Consider the following 14,919-nt stretch of genomic DNA (forward strand, 5'->3'; position numbering starts at 1 on the left):
CCCATCCATTATTAAAAAGAGAGACTTCATGACATCCTTGCAATCGGGAGGCTTGGCCGTGGCCGCTGCCTTCATCTCCACATGTTCGCTGGCCCAGACCGCTGCGCCCGCCACATCCCAGGTCACTCTGTACGGCGTGGTGGACATGGCCGCCGAGTCGGTGTCCACCGGCGCGGGCCGCACCCTGCGTGCGGAAAGCGGTGTCCTGGCGGGATCGCGCTGGGGCGTTCGCGGCTCCGAGGATCTGGGCGGCGGCCTGCGTGCGCTGTACGTGATGGAAGCCGGACTGAATGCCGATACCGGCGAGCGCGGTCAAGGCGGGCTCGCCTTTGGTCGACAGATCTTTGTCGGCATGGGCGGCGACTGGGGTCAGCTGACGGTGGGTCGCCACTACACCACGTTTCATACCTCGCTGGCTTCCTATGCCCTGACGGGCCTGATCTGGGGCAATGCCGCCAACTATTTCCGTGATGGCACGGTGCTGCGCGCTGACAACTCGCTGCGCTTTCAGTCGGCCTCCATGGCGGGGCTGGTGGTGCGAGGCATGTACTCGTTCGGGGAGAACGCCGGCACCAATGTCGGGCGCCAGTTTGGCGGCTCGCTGGACTACACGCGTGGCCCCTGGAGCCTGGGGGCCTCGCTGTGGGAGCGTCGCACCACAGCCCAGAACACCGACCGCTATCGCTTGCTGGGCGGCTCCTATGACTTCAAGCTGGCGCGAGCGGCCTTGCTGCTGTCCACCCGCGAAGATGATCTGCCGGATGCCGCCAGCAAGCGCGGGCGTTTCTTTGAAGCCAGCATGACCATACCGGTCAGCGCGGCAGGGCAGGTGCTGCTGTCCTATGGGCAGTTCCAGGGGCGTGCGCGCGCGAACAGCGATGCCCGCGCCTTGAGCGTGCGCTACGACCATGCGCTGTCCAAGCGCACCAAGCTGTATGCAGGCGTCTCCGCGATCCGCAATGAGGCGGATGCAGCTTTCACCATCAATAGCGCCAGCAATGCCGGGCCTTCGGTTCCCAAGGGCAGCAAGCCGCGCTCGCTGCTGGTCGGCATCTCGCACTCCTTCTGAGCCGAGTCGTCGCCAGACGCTGTGGCTTGCAGGAGGCCCTGTCCAGGGCGCAGGCCGCCTCAATGGTCTATAGCCCGGGAGGGGCTTGCGCAGTGGATGAACATTGATCACATTTCGGGACACGGGGCGCGCGTACCATGTGCGCTGTTTTTTGAGGAGTGTTGAAATGACCGCTAACGCATCTTTGACCGACGAACTCATGGGCCAGCTGCAGGGCGCTCCCATGCAGGGCCTGGCCCAGCAATTGGGCATTGACTCCGTGCAGGCCGAGCAGGCCGTGGGCGTGGCGCTGCCCATGCTGTTTGGTGCGCTGGGCCAGAACACGGCCCAGCCTCAGGGAGCTGCCGATCTGTTCGGTGCGCTGCAGCGCGATCACAGCAGTGCCAATGGCGCGATGGATATGGGCGGTTTGCTGGGCGGGCTCGGTGGCCTGCTCGGCGGAGCGGGCGGCGGCGGTACGGCTGGCGGCCTGGGTGGGCTGGGCAGCATTCTGGGCTCGGTGCTGGGAGGTGGCTCCGGTGCCGGCAACTCGCAGCTGGATGCGGGCGCCATCCTGGGCAATATCTTTGGCGGTCAGCAGCAGCAGGCCGAGTCCCGGCTGGGTCAGGCCACGGGCCTGGGTGGCAATGCAGGTCAGTTGCTGGCCCTGCTGGCTCCGCTGGTGATGTCCTTCCTGGCCAATCGGGTCCAGGCGCAGGGCATGGGAGCCGGCGACCTGGGTAATGCCCTGGATCAGGAGCGCGGCCAGATCCAGTCGCAAGGCGGCATGGCGGGCGGCATCCTCGGCAGCCTGCTCGATCAGAATGGCGACGGCAAGCTTGATGCTGGAGATCTGTTCAAGCTGGGCGCGGGTCTGCTGGGCGGTCGGCGCTGAGCACAGGACTCGGTGACAGTATCAAGGCAGCGTTGGCTGCCTTTTTTTGTTTTTGTATACGGGCATAGCCTGATTGCCGCAATGCAGCAGGATTCTCACACTGGTCATGTCGTCATGCGTTTTGCATGACAGGCCGATCCAGAAAGGAGAACCAGATGACGACCGTCGCCGAAATTCTGCGCGCCAAGGGCAACAGCACTATCTACAGCGTTTCTCCCTCCGACACCATGCTGGCTGCGCTGCAGCTCATGGCGGAAAAAAGCATCGGCGCGCTGCTGGTGCTCGAAGGTGGCGAGATCGCCGGTATCGTGACCGAGCGCGACTACGCGCGCAAGATCGCGCTGCAGGGCCGAAGCTCGGCCAGCACGCGCGTGGACGAGGTCATGACGCGCAAGGTGCATTGCGTGCTGCCGCGCCAGACCAGCGAGGAGTGCATGTCGCTGATGACCAGCAATCGCATGCGCCATCTGCCCGTGATCAGCGAGACCCGCGAACTGCAGGGGCTGATTTCGATTGGCGACATCGTCAAGGAAATCATCTCGGCCCAGCAGTTCACGATCCATCAGCTGGAACACTATATTTCCGGGACACCCAATGTGAATCAACCGTAGGTTGCTATTAATTGAATAGTGAAGGCGGGCAGGGCTAATGTCCGCCTTTTCTGCATCTGGAGGGCGCAAGTCCTACACTTGCGGCCATGAGTTTGCTGATCCTGGGAATCGAATCCTCTTGTGATGAAACCGGTGTGGCCCTGGTGCGCACCCCGGACGGCCAAGGTGTGCCCACCTTGCTGAGCCATGCGCTGCACAGCCAGATTGAAATGCACCGCGCCTATGGCGGCGTGGTGCCCGAGCTGGCCAGCCGTGACCATATTCGCCGTGTGCTGCCGCTGACCGAGAAGGTGCTGGCCGAATCCGGGGAGCAGCTCGAAAACGTCGATGTGATTGCCTTTACGCGCGGACCCGGCCTTGCCGGGGCTTTGCTGGTCGGCTCCGGTGCCGCCTGCGCCATGGCCGCCGCACTGGACAAGCCCGTCCTGGGTGTGCACCACCTCGAAGGCCACCTGCTCTCGCCTTTCCTGAGTGCCGACCCGCCGGAGTTCCCGTTCGTTGCCTTGCTGGTCTCGGGGGGGCATACCCAGCTCATGCGTGTGGACGGCGTGGGCGAATACGAAATCCTCGGCGAAACTATCGACGATGCGGCGGGCGAGGCTTTCGACAAGTCCGCCAAGCTCATGGGCTTGCCCTATCCGGGCGGCCCCGTGCTCTCGAAGCTGGCAGAGGCAGGCGATCCCGAAGCCTTCAAGCTGCCTCGTCCCCTGCTGCATTCGGGCGATCTGGACTTCTCGTTTGCCGGCCTCAAGACGGCCGTACTGACCCAGGCCAAGAAGCTGGGTGACGAGCTCGAAGCGCGCAAGGCCGATCTGGCCGCCAGCACGCAGGCCGCTATTGTGGATGTGCTGGTCAAGAAAACCATGGCCGCACTCAAGCAGACCGGCATGAAGCGCGTGGTGGTGGCGGGAGGTGTGGGGGCCAACAAGCAGCTGCGCGAGCAGCTCAATGAAGCCTGCGCCAAGCACAAGATTCGCGTGCATTACCCCGAGCTGCATCTGTGTACCGACAACGGCGCCATGATTGCCATGGCTGCCGCCATGCGCATACAGGCGGGACGCGAGCAGGCCCTGCATGAATACGCGTTTGATGTGAAGCCGCGCTGGCCGCTGGATTCGCTCAGGTGAGCTCGTGCAGCAAAAAAGCAGCCCAGGTGGCTGCTTTTTTCATGGCTGCCTGCGCTTATCCTGCAAGCTTTACGGCCAGTTTCGCTACATTCTGGCCCTGGTAGCGGGCAATGCTCAGCTCGTCGGGATGAGGCTGGCGCGAACCGTCGGCGCCCGCAATCGTCGAGGCCCCATAGGGCGAATTGCCGCCCTTGACCGCGCTCAGATTGGTCTGCTCGGGCAGCGGATAGCCCAGCGGCACGATGATCATGCCGTGATGAGCCAGCGTCGCCCAGGTGGTAGTGGCCGTCATTTCCTGGCCGCCGCCGGTGCCGGTCGAAGTGAAGACGCTGCCGATCTTGTTGATCAAGGCCCCCTTGACCCAGAGACCGCCGGTCTGGTCGAGAAAGCTGCGCATCTGGCCCGGCATATTGCCAAAGCGCGTGGGCACGCCAAACAGGATGGCATCGTAGTCGGCCAGTTCGGCTGGGCTGGCGACCTCTGCGGTCTGATTGGCCTTGCCGCCTGCGTTCTTGAAGACATCCTCGGGCATGGTTTCGGGCACGCGCTTGACGGTGACCTCGGCACCGCTGACGCTGCGGGCGCCTTCGGCCACGGCCTGCGCCATGGTTTCGATATGACCGTACAGGGAGTAGTAGAGAACCAGCACTTTTGCCATTTTGAGCAGCCTTGAAAAATGGGACCGGGGAGGAATGCCGTCTAGCGGCATGCGGAGCATTGTTGGGCAGAGCACAGCGTCTGCGCCCACAAGTTTGGAGCGCATGGCTGTAGGTCAACAAGCCAATCAAACCCGTAGATCCGAATGCACCAAAAAGGTGCATTAAACAAGAGCCTTTCGTCAAAGGTACTGATGATTGAGGAGGAACTGCTACTTTTTAAGGAGCCGTAAACCTATTCCTGAATTGCGCTTGGGTAAGGAAACATGCCGACTTAAAAATCGCTTCATTGTTTGCGAAAGTCAATATCGCTGCGATCTGAGTGATCGTTGCTGGTCTAAGTACGGGAGTCAGGCCTACAGTCCAAGATGGCGCTGAATAGTTAAACGAGGGAGCGATATATGAAGTACCCAAGAACTGGGTGGATGGTTGCGGGCCTGATGGCCGCTGCACTGGCTGGTTGTGGCGGTGGGGGGAGCGATGGAGGTCTCGAAGGAGGGAGCAGCAATGACGGACAGCCTCAGACGCCGAGTCACGTCCCCGAGGTCGCAGCTCCTGGTGTTGTCAGTCCGTTTCTCGGTGTCTGGAAAAACTATCCGGACAACTATTGCACCGCTAACTGGGGAGTGGTTCCTGCATCGGAGCGTTATAGACAGATCAGAAAGGTGTGATGCCGGTGAGCTATGAGTTCACGGAGTCCACCATGTCGTACACGCACAATATCTACTCCGATTTGCAGTGCAAGCAGCTGGAGGGCTCGGTGACGCTGACTGGGAAGATCAGCTGGGCTGCGGTGACGATAGATGGCTGGAAGTCGGCCGTGCGTGCCGAGTTGACCTACACCGGCTCGAAAGCGACGGGCAATATTGCGGTGGATGAGGCCCACGCGACGGACGAATATGAAGATAACGGAAAAACAATTCTAGGTATTGCCAACAACCAGTTGTTTATGGGCGACCTGCTTACTGCGGGTGCCGATGGCTATCCCAGGCGCTTCTTAAGCGAGCCACTGGCCTATAGATAGGCGTTGAGATTGCCTCAACAAGAAAGCCCGCAGTGCATAGGCATTGCGGGCTTTGTGCTTTCCGGCCGACCTCTTGCTAAGAGGAGATGGAAGAAAGGATGAGGCTGGCCGGTCGGCGTAAACAGCGCTTATTCGATGCTCAGCGTCATGGCTTTGCTCTGGGGCTCAAGTTTGGCCAGGGTCAGCGTGAGCACTCCATGCTCGAGCTTGGCTTTGCTTTTGGCAGCATCGATTTCATGGCCCAGATCCCAGCTGTATTTGACCTGGCGGGATGCGCCTTCCACGCTTTCAAGCTTTGCGACGGAACCTTCCAGCGAGAGTTTGAGTTGCTCGCGTGCCAGGCCTGGCACATCCAGGGTCAGGGTCGTGAATTGGTCATCGCGGCTGACTTGAACCTGGCGTTGTACGGGGCTTGCAGCGCCCAGGGTTTCCTGCAAAAAGCGTTGCAGGGCCAAGTCGGCGGCGCGAGGGGATACAAAGGTATTACGGCTCATCACAGGGGCGAAGAACATGGTGTTTAACTCCTTTAAACTGCGCGGCTTGCGTTGTTGCCGCTTGGTTCATAGGTAGGTGGTGGCAAGCACATTTCAAGAGGTTTTTTTGATGAATAAATTGCGCCGTGATGCCTTGAAATACCTGCAGTTGCCACTACTATGCGCGCCGTTCGGCATTGCTGGCGCTGCTGTGGCGGCAGCCAAGGCCAAGCTTGCGCAACCCATCAAGCTGGCACTGGTGGAGAGTCTTTCGGGCCCGTTTGCAAACACGGGCGAAGCCGTTTTCCGCAATGTGCTGTGGGCGACCGAGCGAGTGAATGCGCGCGGCGGCGTGCGCCTGGCCGACGGTCTGCATGAGTTGGTGATAGAGCGCTATGACAGCAAGGGCCAGAACGAAGAGGCACTGTCGGCGCTGCGCGCGGCCATAGACAGCGGTGCACGCATCATCATGCAGGGCAACTCGTCGGCCACGGCGGCGGCGCTTCTCGACGCCATCGACAAGCACAACAGCCGGGACCCTTCGCGCCGTGTGCTGTATCTGAACTATTCGGCCGTAGACCCGGCGCTGACCAACGAGCGCTGTAGCTTCTGGCATTTCCGCTTCGATGCCCATGCCGATATGCGCATGGCTGCGCTGATGGAGGTCATCAAGGACGACAAGGCCGTACACAGTGCCTATCTGATTGGGCAGGACTACAGCTTTGGCCAGGCCGTGTTGCGCGAAGCAAGGCGTCAGCTTGGCATGCAACGGCCTGATGTGCGCATTGTGGGCGACGAGTTGCACCCTGTGGGCCGCGTCAAGGACTTTGCGCCCTATGCGGTCAAGATCAAGCAAAGCGGTGCCCAGGCCGTGATCACGGGCAACTGGGGCAATGATCTGATGCTGCTCGTCAAGGCTGCGCGCGAGGCAGGCTACGAGGGGCGCTTCTACACCTTCTACGGCAATGCCTTGGGAGCTCCAGCGGCCTTGGGCGATGCCGGCGTGGGCAAGGTGCTGGCCGTGGCCGACTGGCTGCCCAATGTGCCAACGGCCGAGAGCCGAGCCTTCTATCAGTCCTTCCGTCAGCGCTTTCCCAGGCCGCAGGACGACTATGTGCATATGCGCATGCAGCTCATGATCGAGGCTCTTGCACAGAGCCTCGAAAAAGCTGGCAGCACGGACACCGTCGCCGTGGCCCATGCCTTGGAGCATGCCAGGGTCCAGCTGGCGGGACGCTCGGGCAGCATGCGGGCGGCAGACCACCAGTTTCAGCAATCGCTGGTGGTGGGCATGATGGAAAAGAGAGGTAGCTCAGGCGTGGACTTCGATGTGGAAGGCTCGGGCTACGGCTTCAAGGTAGTGCGCGAGATCTCTGCAGCCAGGGCAGAGATGCCAAGTCAGTGCCAGATGAAGCGCTTTTGAGTGGCAGGAGAACTATTGAATCAATAGCTGTCAGCGCTTGTTGGAAAAAGCGCTGCAGCCCGAATTAATCTAGTTGCGTGTAGCAGAGGCGGTCTGGCTGGCCAGATAGGCTTCATGTACCTCGCGCCCCAGCTCAATCACCGACAGCGCATAGAACGCCGACCAGTTATAGCGCGTGATGGCGTAGAAGTTCTCTGTGCCCGCGATGTACTCCGTGGGGCCGGAGCTGCCGTTCTTCAGCTCGATCAGTGCCAGCGGACGCTCATAGTTGTCGGCGCCCAGTACACGTACTTCGCGTTCTGCCATCTGCGTGGCCGTGAACGTGGGGTTGATATCGGGTGCCAGCAGGGTTGCCAGATTCTCGCCCTGGGCGCGCATGTCCACGGTAAAGGCCGTGGGCAGGCCCGGCTTCCAGCCATGGCCGACGAAGTAGTTGGCGACCGAGCCGATGGCGTCGGTGGCGCTGTTAAACAGGTCTATGCGGCCGTCACCGTCAAAGTCGACCGCGTATTTGTCCCAGCTGGTGGGCATGAACTGACCCAGGCCCATGGCGCCGGCATAGCTGCCGCGTAGCGCAAACGGGTCGCTGCCCGTGCGGCTGGCCGTGACCAGTACCTGCTCAAGCTCGCCACGGAAGTAGTCGCTGCGTGCTTGTGCACGAGGGTGGGCCTGCGGAAAATCCAGTGCCAACGTGGCCAGCGCATCCATCACGCGAAAGTTGCCCATGTTGCGACCGTAAATGGTTTCCACGCCGATGATGCCGACGATGATCTCTGCGGGCACGCCGAACTGCTGCTCGGCTCGCGCGAGTGCCTGGCGGTTGGCCTGCCAGAACTGCACGCCTGCGCGTATGCGTACGGGGTCGATGAAGCGGCTGCGGTACACCGTCCAGTTCTTCACAAAGGTCTTGCCGGCCGGCGTCATCAGGCGTGTGACCACGGGCAGATTGCGTGCCTCGCTCAGTTGTGCGCGCACCCAGTCGACAGGCAGATCGCGGCGGGCAGCGATTTCGTCGGCCAGTTGCATGGCGTCGCTGCGGCCGGCATAGGCCACGGCCGTAGCGGCTGCAGCCGTGACTGCTGCTGCCGGAGCCGCCTTGCGGACGACCTTTTTGGCCGGTGCGGCGATGGCGCCGGCGGTCAGCAGGCACAGGGCCAGAGTACTCAGTGTTGTAGCTTTAAGGTGCTTGATGCTATTGAGGGTGCTGCTCATGTTTTATTTCTTGAGAGATAGGGCCAGCGCTGCTTCCGGATGGACAGCCAGCGTCGGCGCAAGGTCTTCAGTTCGTTGGTTTCGGTGCTGGAGGATGGCGCATAGCGTAGCCTCTCCATGTCCAGCAACCAGTCGGATAAGGCCGCAGCGAGGGGGGCAGATGCTGATTCCTCGGCCCAACGCTCCTGCACGCGGCGCGAGAGGCTGCGTGCAGAGTCGCTGGCGCCGCTCGCCACGCCTGCGCGCTGCAGCCGCAGCCTGGCGGCGTGCATGAGCTGGCTCCAGCCATCGCGCTGTAGACGTGTGGCGCGGGCCCAGATCAGCCACAGCAGCGCCATCGCACTCAAGCTGCCTGCCAGCAGGCGCATCAGATCCGTCCAGCTCGGCGATTCAAAGCCTAGGCTCTGCAGCAGATTGAGCTGACGGGTTTGTGTGTAATTGATCACCCATTGGTTCCAGCGGTTGTTGACGGCCTCCCAGACGGAGCGCAGCTTCTCAAGCGTGCCGGTATCGACGAAGTTGCCAACGGCGCTGGCAAAGGCGCCGGGGGGGGCACTCAGGCGCTGGAACTGGCCGACCCGGCTGGGTGCAACAGCGCCCGTGGGATCTACTCGGACCCAGCCCCGGCCGGCAATCCAGACTTCGGTCCAGGCATGGGCATCGCTGTTGCGCACGGTCCAGTAATTGTCCACGCGGTTGCGGTCACCGCCCTGGTAGCCGGTCACGATGCGCGCGGGCACTCCCATGCCGCGCATGAGCACGACAAAGGCGGAGGCGATGTGCTCGCAAAAGCCTTGCCTGCTGTCAAACCAGAAGTCATCGGCCGTGTGGATGCTGTCCACCACGCCGGGCTCCAGTGTGTAGGTGTAGCCGCCGGTTTTCAGGCGCTGCAGGGCGGCGGCAATCAATCTGTCCGTATCCGTATCCGTATCCGTATCCGCGCCTGCCTGGGCGCGCAGTTCGGCCTGCAATTGTTCCCCCAAAGCCCGTGTGCGCGGGTTGCTGCCGGCCGGCAGCAGCAGATAGCGCTTGAGCTCGGGCGTGAGCTGCAGCGGTCCGTGGTTGAAGTCGAGATAGCTTTGGGCATCGACACGCAGCACATCGGTAATCGGGCGCCAGCTCAGCCACTGAAGGCTGGAGCTCATGCGCAGCCTGCCTACCGAGGCGCCCGGCGGAATCTGGGGCTCGGTCCTGACAACGTCCAGCAGCGTCAGCCAGCGGCGCTTGCTGGGCTCGATCAGCATCTGGTAGCGGACGGGTTCACCGCTCACGCGCAGCTGAGGCATGGCCATGGCGTCAAGCACAGGGTCGGCTTGCCAGTTGCGGCCATCGAACTGGCTGAGCACGGGGCCGCGAAAGTACAGGGTGTTGGCGGGCGGCTCCTGGCCTCCAGGAGTATCGAAGCGGATGCGCAGGGCCACGCTATCGTCGAGTGCCAGTGCGGCGACTTCGCCCACACGCATGTTCTCGGACAGGCCCGAGCGGCCGGCCATATCGTCGGACGGTACGCCCCATAGCGGCGCCATGCGTGGAAAGAACAGAAACAGCGCCACCATTACAGGAGCGCCCCAGAGTGCAAGCCAGCTGGCGGTGCGAAGTGCCTGCATCAATGGCGGCTTGCCCGCTGTCATATGGGCGTTGACCAGGGCAGTGAGCAAGCCCATCAGTCCCAGCACCATGGCCGCAGCAGTGGGCAGGGACTGCGAATAGAAAAAATTGCTGAGCAACACGAAGAAGCCCAGAAAGAACACCACCATGGCATCGCGCCGGGCGCGCAGCTCCAGCGTCTTGAGCGCCAGCAGCATCACGATCAGAGTCACACCGGCATCGCGGCCCACAATCGTTTTGTGCGTGGCCCAGGTAGCTCCAATGGCGATGGCTAGTGCGCCCGCCAGCACCCAGCGGCCGGGCAGAGGTGCGCCGGTCAATGCCAGGCGAGCACGCCACAGCAACAGAGCTGCGGCAAAGGCGCTGGTCCACCAAGGTGTGTGCTGAATCTGCGGCAGCATGATCCAGGCGATGACGGCGAGCAGAAACAGAGTGTCTCGTGCATCGCGCGGTAGGGTCGTCAGGCGTTGCAGCCAGTTGCTGCCGACAGAAGAGGCAGTTGCTTTCATGGGCAGGCCGCCAATGCTTCGAGGCAGCGCGTGGTGTGCTGTGCGCCGCTGGCGGGCGCGATTTCCTGCCCGCCCGGCAGGCGCAGGCCCCAGGTGCGGCCTTGTTGCTGAGCCATCAGCACCCAGGCGGCAAGGCGTGACAGACGCGCCTCATGGTCGGCAAGTCCGGTCTGGCGCACATCGAGCCAGAGCCTGTGATGGTGAGCCATGGGCCGGTCGCGGCTGACGAGCTGGTGGCTGCCTGCGGCAAAGGCTTGGGCCGCTTTCTTCCACACCACTAGCTTGAGCGGGTCGCCATTCTGATAGCTGCGCACGCCATCGAATTCATCACCGCTACGTGCCTGCGCACTGCTGCGGCCGCCGGCTTCGGGGCTGGCGGCAGGCAGTGGCGGGGCATGGGTTTCAGGTGCGGGATAGACCCAGACCAAGGTTTGGGGCCGCCACAGGGCCCAGACGCGAAATGCGCCCAGCGGGTAGCGCGTGAGTATGGAGATGGAGGGCAGCTCCTGCCGGCCGCGGCGCGTGGGCATGAAGCTCAGCTGCACGGCGGTGCTGCCCTGCTCGGGAATATCGATCCAGGTCCAGGCATCGGAGTGATCGGCGCTTTGCCGGGTCTGGTGCAAGGCGAGGCCTATGCCCCAGCGGCGCGAGCGGCGGGCATTGTGCAGGCTGATATGCATGGGGCAGGGCGCATGGGCAAAACAGCCGCCCGACGCGTTGCCTTGAGTGCCTGCGCCACTGAGGCTCAGCTGCAGGCCACGCAAATTGTTATGGCCTACAACCATGCTGGCGGCCGCGCTGCCTGCCAGCAGGAACGTGAGCAGGTAGCCCAGGTTGAGCTGGTAGTTGATGGCCGCAATCAACAGCACGATCAGCGTGGCGAGCATGGCCCAGCCCGCACGCGAGGGCAGGATGTAGACATTGCCCTGGGTCAGCGTGAGCTGGTCGCTGCGTGGCAGACGTGCAAACATCCACTCGCGCACCCTGGCGCGGGGTGAGAGCCGCTGGAAGATATTGGATGTCTCTGGCTGCTCGCCCTTTGATGCAGAGCGCTTCATGCGATGAAATTCATGACGAAATACATCAGCAGCATCAAGATAGCGGCACAGCTTGCATCATGGCGCGCACCTGCTCCACGGCACCACGGCCGGCATGGCCCACGGGAACCAGACGGTGGGCGATCACCTGAGGCAATATGACTTGCACATCGTCGGGCGCCACATAGTCGCGCCCTTCCATCAGCGCGATGGTCTTGGCCGCACGCAGCAGCGCGATGCCTGCGCGTGGAGACAGACCCTGGGCAAACCACTGGCCGTTGCGTGTGGCGGCAATCAGGTCCTGCACGTAGTCGAGCAGGGCGTTGCTGGCATGCACGGCAAGCGCAGCAGCCTGCAGTTGCTGCAGCTGCTGCAGGGAGATGACGGGCAGCAGTGCATCGGCAGCGGCGCGGCGGCCGTTGCCCGCGAGCAGCTTGCGCTCGGCATCGCGCGAGGGATAGCCCAGGCTGATGCGCATGAGAAATCGGTCCAGCTGGCTTTCGGGCAACGGAAAGGTGCCCAGCTGCTCCAGAGGGTTCTGGGTGGCAATCACAAAGAAGGGGGCGGGCAGGCTGTGGGTCTTGCCTTCGGTCGTGACCTGGCGCTCCTCCATGGCTTCGAGCAGCGCACTCTGGGTCTTGGGGCTGGCACGGTTGATTTCGTCGGCCAGCAATACCTGGGCAAACACCGGCCCGGGGTGGAACACAAAAGCCTCTTGTCCACGATCGTAGATGGAGACCCCCGTGAGGTCGCTGGGCATGAGATCGGCGGTGAACTGCACACGTGAGAACTGCAGGCCGAAACTGCGTGCCAGCGCATGGGCCAGGGTGGTCTTGCCTACACCGGGAACGTCTTCGATCAGCAAGTGACCGCCTGCCAGCAAACAGGCGACACCGTCTCTGACCTGATCCGGCTTGCCCTCCATCACCGTGTTAAGCTGACTCAAAAGCGCATTAATTGTGTTCTGTGCATGCATGGCAGAAACATATCCTAAATAAGCGATAGCGGAGACATGACTGTGGGCAAGACAGGTTATTTCACCCACCGGGATTGCTGGTTGCACGAGATGGGCCCGGGCCACCCTGAATGCCCGGCGCGGCTGGACGCGATAGAAGACAGGCTGCTGGTCAGCGGCGTGGGCGATGCACTGGAGCGCTGCAATGTGCCGCTGGCATCATTGGCCGAGATCGAGCTGGCGCATGACCCTATGCATATTGCCGCCCTGCAGGGCCTGACCGACCGGCTGGAGCAGGAGCTGGCGGCTGGCGGGCCAGAGCACAGGCAGCTCGACACCGATACCTCCATCAACCGCCACACCTTCAAGGCCGCACTGCGCGCTGCGGGGGCCACACTGGCTGCTACCGATGCCGTGCTGGCTGGCGAACTGGAAAATGCCTTTTGCAGCGTGCGCCCGCCTGGTCACCATGCCACGCGCAACCAGGCCATGGGTTTTTGCTTTTTCAACAATGTGGCCGTGGGCGTCAAGTATGCGCTGGAGCGCCACCATCTCAAGCGCGTGGCCGTGATCGACTTTGATGTACATCACGGCAATGGCACGGAAGACATCCTGGCTGGAGATCCGCGCGTGCTGATGTGCGGCATCTTCCAGCACCCGTTCTACCCGTTCAGCGGCGACAAGGATCCTGCCTCCAATATGCTCAACGTCCCTGTGGCTGCTTACACCAAGGGCATGGACATTCGCGAGATCATCGAGATGATGTGGATTCCACGCCTTGAGGCATTCAAGCCAGAGATGATCTTCATCAGCGCCGGCTTTGATGCGCATCGCGAAGATGATATGGGCCAGCTCGGCATGACGGAAAACGACTTTGCCTGGATCACGGCTCGCATCAAGGACATTGCACGGCGTTTTTCGAAGGGCCGCATTGTTTCCTGTCTCGAAGGCGGTTACGTGATGGACCCGCTGGCGCGCAGCGTGGAAGCGCATCTGCGCGTATTGGCCGATATCTAGTCCGAAAGCAGGGTGACAGCAATGAGCGATTCCTTGGTGCAACTGACTCAGGACGAGCGCGGCGTGGCACGCATCACGCTGAGCGACGCGCAGCGTTTCAATGCCTTGAGCAGTGAAATGCTCGTGGCTCTTCAGTCGGCGCTGGATGCTGTGGCCAAGAACGAGCAGGCGCGTGTAGTGGTGCTGGCCGCACAAGGCAAGGCCTTTTGCGCCGGGCATAACCTCAAGGACATGGCGGCCCATACGGAGCTGGCTTACTACCAGCAGCTGTTTGCCCAGTGCAGCCGCATGATGCTCTCGATTCAGAAGCTGCCCGTTCCCGTCATTGCAAGAGTACAGGGCATTGCAACGGCTGCAGGTTGCCAGTTGGTGGCGCAGTGTGATCTGGCCGTGGCCAGCAGCGAGGCTCGCTTTGCCACCAGCGGTATTCAATACGGCTTGTTCTGCTCCACGCCCAGCGTGCCCCTGGTGCGCAACATGCCCATCAAACAGTCCATGGAAATGCTGCTGACGGGTGAGTTCATCGATGCGCAGACGGCTCTGCACTACGGTCTGCTCAATCGTGTGGTCGAACCGGAGCGGCTCGAGGCTGCCGTGGAGGAGCTGGTGTCTGCCATTGTGAGCAAGCCCCGGGTGGCCATCAGAATGGGCAAGGAACTGGTCTATCGTCAGCGTGAAATGGGCCTGGAGTCAGCCTATCAGCTGGCGGGGCAGACCATGGCAACCAATATGCTGGATTCCTACGCGCAGGAAGGCGCTCAGGCTTTTGCACAAAAGCGCAGGCCTCGTTGGCCTTAAACCCTGGATTTGCGCTCTCCTGCCTTCGTTGTTGGGCAGGCTGAGCTGCATGGATGGCGTTGTTTGCCGCGCTAAACCTTGTGTTTTCGGCCCGTCCATTTGAACGACGAGGCCGCTTTTCGGCAGTGTTACTGTCAGGCCTATCTGGATGCAGGCATGGCACTGATGGACTCAATTCCTAGGTTTTACCCTGATTTGACCCATCTGAGACCCATGATTTCGCAAGGCTTGTGCATAAAATTGAACGGTCGTTCTTTTTTATGCCATTCCATCTGCGAAGGCTGCTGCACAGATCTCCGGGCAGATTGTCTGGAAAATTGTGCAGAGAGTGTTGCGGTGCCGCATAAAATGAATCCAGTTTACGTAAACGTCAATGCAGTAATCATTAAGGAGCCGCAGCAATGAAGGTATTGGTCCCTGTCAAGCGCGTGGTGGACTACAACGTCAAGGTCCGCGTGAAGTCGGACGGCACGGGTGTGGACATCGCCAACGTCAAGATGAGCATGAACCCCTTTGACGAAATCGC

Annotated in this window: 14 protein-coding genes and 1 pseudogene; 9 read left to right on the forward strand and 6 right to left on the reverse strand. The window is 61.8% G+C overall.

What is annotated here, in order from left to right:
• The first annotated feature begins 28 nt into the window (after positions 1–28).
• The 4 genes from DFO48_RS22400 (at position 29) to tsaD (ending at position 3,681) form a co-directional block, all read left to right on the forward strand.
• Positions 29–1,069, forward strand: a complete 1,041-nt coding sequence (locus DFO48_RS22400) for a porin (protein ID WP_114864804.1) — start codon at positions 29–31, stop codon at positions 1,067–1,069.
• Between the two features lie 166 nt (positions 1,070–1,235).
• Positions 1,236–1,943 (forward strand): DUF937 domain-containing protein, encoded by a 708-nt coding sequence (locus DFO48_RS22405; protein WP_003079036.1) that lies wholly within the window; start codon positions 1,236–1,238, stop codon positions 1,941–1,943.
• A gap of 155 nt (positions 1,944–2,098) precedes the next feature.
• Positions 2,099–2,554 (forward strand): CBS domain-containing protein, encoded by a 456-nt coding sequence (locus tag DFO48_RS22410; RefSeq protein ID WP_003079039.1) that lies wholly within the window; start codon positions 2,099–2,101, stop codon positions 2,552–2,554.
• Between the two features lie 86 nt (positions 2,555–2,640).
• Complete coding sequence (gene tsaD, locus DFO48_RS22415; RefSeq protein WP_114864805.1) at positions 2,641–3,681, forward strand: tRNA (adenosine(37)-N6)-threonylcarbamoyltransferase complex transferase subunit TsaD; 1,041 nt, start codon at positions 2,641–2,643, stop codon at positions 3,679–3,681.
• A gap of 55 nt (positions 3,682–3,736) precedes the next feature.
• Here the strand turns inward: tsaD and wrbA are convergent, their stop codons facing one another.
• Positions 3,737–4,339, reverse strand: a complete 603-nt coding sequence (wrbA, locus tag DFO48_RS22420; RefSeq protein WP_114864806.1) for an NAD(P)H:quinone oxidoreductase — start codon at positions 4,337–4,339, stop codon at positions 3,737–3,739.
• Positions 4,340–5,040: 701 nt separating this feature from the next.
• Between wrbA and DFO48_RS22425 the strand changes: the two genes are divergently transcribed.
• Positions 5,041–5,361 (forward strand): hypothetical protein, encoded by a 321-nt coding sequence (locus DFO48_RS22425; RefSeq protein ID WP_233506493.1) that lies wholly within the window; start codon positions 5,041–5,043, stop codon positions 5,359–5,361.
• Between the two features lie 128 nt (positions 5,362–5,489).
• On the opposite strand, the gene DFO48_RS22430 is transcribed toward DFO48_RS22425, so the two are convergent.
• Entirely contained in the window at positions 5,490–5,873 is a 384-nt protein-coding gene (locus DFO48_RS22430; RefSeq protein WP_114864808.1) for an Hsp20/alpha crystallin family protein, read from the reverse strand.
• A 91-nt stretch (positions 5,874–5,964) separates the two neighbouring features.
• Here DFO48_RS22430 and DFO48_RS22435 point away from each other — a divergent pair, with 91 nt between their 5' ends.
• A complete protein-coding gene (locus DFO48_RS22435; RefSeq protein WP_003079061.1) occupies positions 5,965–7,257 on the forward strand; it encodes a branched-chain amino acid ABC transporter substrate-binding protein in 1,293 nt (430 codons plus the stop codon).
• 69 nt (positions 7,258–7,326) lie between these two features.
• Here the strand turns inward: DFO48_RS22435 and mltB are convergent, their stop codons facing one another.
• From mltB to DFO48_RS22455, 4 genes are read right to left on the reverse strand one after another with little or no spacing between them, the layout of a single operon-like run.
• Entirely contained in the window at positions 7,327–8,469 is a 1,143-nt protein-coding gene (gene mltB / locus DFO48_RS22440; protein WP_114864809.1) for a lytic murein transglycosylase B, read from the reverse strand.
• Entirely contained in the window at positions 8,466–10,586 is a 2,121-nt protein-coding gene (locus DFO48_RS22445; protein WP_114864810.1) for a DUF3488 and transglutaminase-like domain-containing protein, read from the reverse strand. The genes mltB and DFO48_RS22445 overlap by 4 nt, the downstream gene beginning before the upstream one ends.
• On the reverse strand, positions 10,583–11,644 hold the full coding sequence (locus DFO48_RS22450) for a DUF58 domain-containing protein (RefSeq protein ID WP_114864811.1): 1,062 nt from the start codon (positions 11,642–11,644) through the stop codon (positions 10,583–10,585). The genes DFO48_RS22445 and DFO48_RS22450 overlap by 4 nt, the downstream gene beginning before the upstream one ends.
• Before the next feature lie 34 nt (positions 11,645–11,678).
• On the reverse strand, positions 11,679–12,599 hold the full coding sequence (locus DFO48_RS22455; RefSeq protein WP_114864812.1) for a MoxR family ATPase: 921 nt from the start codon (positions 12,597–12,599) through the stop codon (positions 11,679–11,681).
• A gap of 36 nt (positions 12,600–12,635) precedes the next feature.
• Here DFO48_RS22455 and DFO48_RS22460 point away from each other — a divergent pair, with 36 nt between their 5' ends.
• From DFO48_RS22460 to DFO48_RS22470, 3 genes and pseudogenes are all read left to right on the forward strand, one after another.
• The gene (locus tag DFO48_RS22460) at positions 12,636–13,595 is read left to right on the forward strand and encodes a histone deacetylase family protein (RefSeq protein WP_034349582.1); all 960 of its coding nucleotides are present in this window, start codon (positions 12,636–12,638) and stop codon (positions 13,593–13,595) included.
• 21 nt (positions 13,596–13,616) lie between these two features.
• Positions 13,617–14,393 (forward strand): enoyl-CoA hydratase, encoded by a 777-nt coding sequence (locus tag DFO48_RS22465; RefSeq protein ID WP_114864813.1) that lies wholly within the window; start codon positions 13,617–13,619, stop codon positions 14,391–14,393.
• Positions 14,394–14,794: 401 nt separating this feature from the next.
• Positions 14,795–14,919 (forward strand): annotated as a pseudogene (locus DFO48_RS22470) (electron transfer flavoprotein subunit beta/FixA family protein); the annotation flags it as partial.

It is taken from the genome of Comamonas sp. AG1104 (genome assembly GCF_003350425.1).
GTDB classification, from domain to species: domain Bacteria; phylum Pseudomonadota; class Gammaproteobacteria; order Burkholderiales; family Burkholderiaceae_C; genus Comamonas; species Comamonas testosteroni.

What these genes read in the sequence shown, in the direction of transcription:
- DFO48_RS22400 (WP_114864804.1), top strand. Translation starts at nt 29, where the DNA reads ATGACATCCTTGCAATCGGGAGGCTTGGCCGTGGCCGCTGCCTTCATC.
- DFO48_RS22405 (WP_003079036.1), top strand. Translation starts at nt 1,236, where the DNA reads ATGACCGCTAACGCATCTTTGACCGACGAACTCATGGGCCAGCTGCAG.
- DFO48_RS22410 (WP_003079039.1), top strand. Translation starts at nt 2,099, where the DNA reads ATGACGACCGTCGCCGAAATTCTGCGCGCCAAGGGCAACAGCACTATC.
- tsaD (WP_114864805.1), top strand. Translation starts at nt 2,641, where the DNA reads ATGAGTTTGCTGATCCTGGGAATCGAATCCTCTTGTGATGAAACCGGT.
- wrbA (WP_114864806.1), bottom strand. Translation starts at nt 4,339, where the DNA reads ATGGCAAAAGTGCTGGTTCTCTACTACTCCCTGTACGGTCATATCGAA.
- DFO48_RS22425 (WP_233506493.1), top strand. Translation starts at nt 5,041, where the DNA reads ATGTCGTACACGCACAATATCTACTCCGATTTGCAGTGCAAGCAGCTG.
- DFO48_RS22430 (WP_114864808.1), bottom strand. Translation starts at nt 5,873, where the DNA reads ATGTTCTTCGCCCCTGTGATGAGCCGTAATACCTTTGTATCCCCTCGC.
- DFO48_RS22435 (WP_003079061.1), top strand. Translation starts at nt 5,965, where the DNA reads ATGAATAAATTGCGCCGTGATGCCTTGAAATACCTGCAGTTGCCACTA.
- mltB (WP_114864809.1), bottom strand. Translation starts at nt 8,469, where the DNA reads ATGAGCAGCACCCTCAATAGCATCAAGCACCTTAAAGCTACAACACTG.
- DFO48_RS22445 (WP_114864810.1), bottom strand. Translation starts at nt 10,586, where the DNA reads ATGAAAGCAACTGCCTCTTCTGTCGGCAGCAACTGGCTGCAACGCCTG.
- DFO48_RS22450 (WP_114864811.1), bottom strand. Translation starts at nt 11,644, where the DNA reads ATGAAGCGCTCTGCATCAAAGGGCGAGCAGCCAGAGACATCCAATATC.
- DFO48_RS22455 (WP_114864812.1), bottom strand. Translation starts at nt 12,599, where the DNA reads ATGCATGCACAGAACACAATTAATGCGCTTTTGAGTCAGCTTAACACG.
- DFO48_RS22460 (WP_034349582.1), top strand. Translation starts at nt 12,636, where the DNA reads ATGACTGTGGGCAAGACAGGTTATTTCACCCACCGGGATTGCTGGTTG.
- DFO48_RS22465 (WP_114864813.1), top strand. Translation starts at nt 13,617, where the DNA reads ATGAGCGATTCCTTGGTGCAACTGACTCAGGACGAGCGCGGCGTGGCA.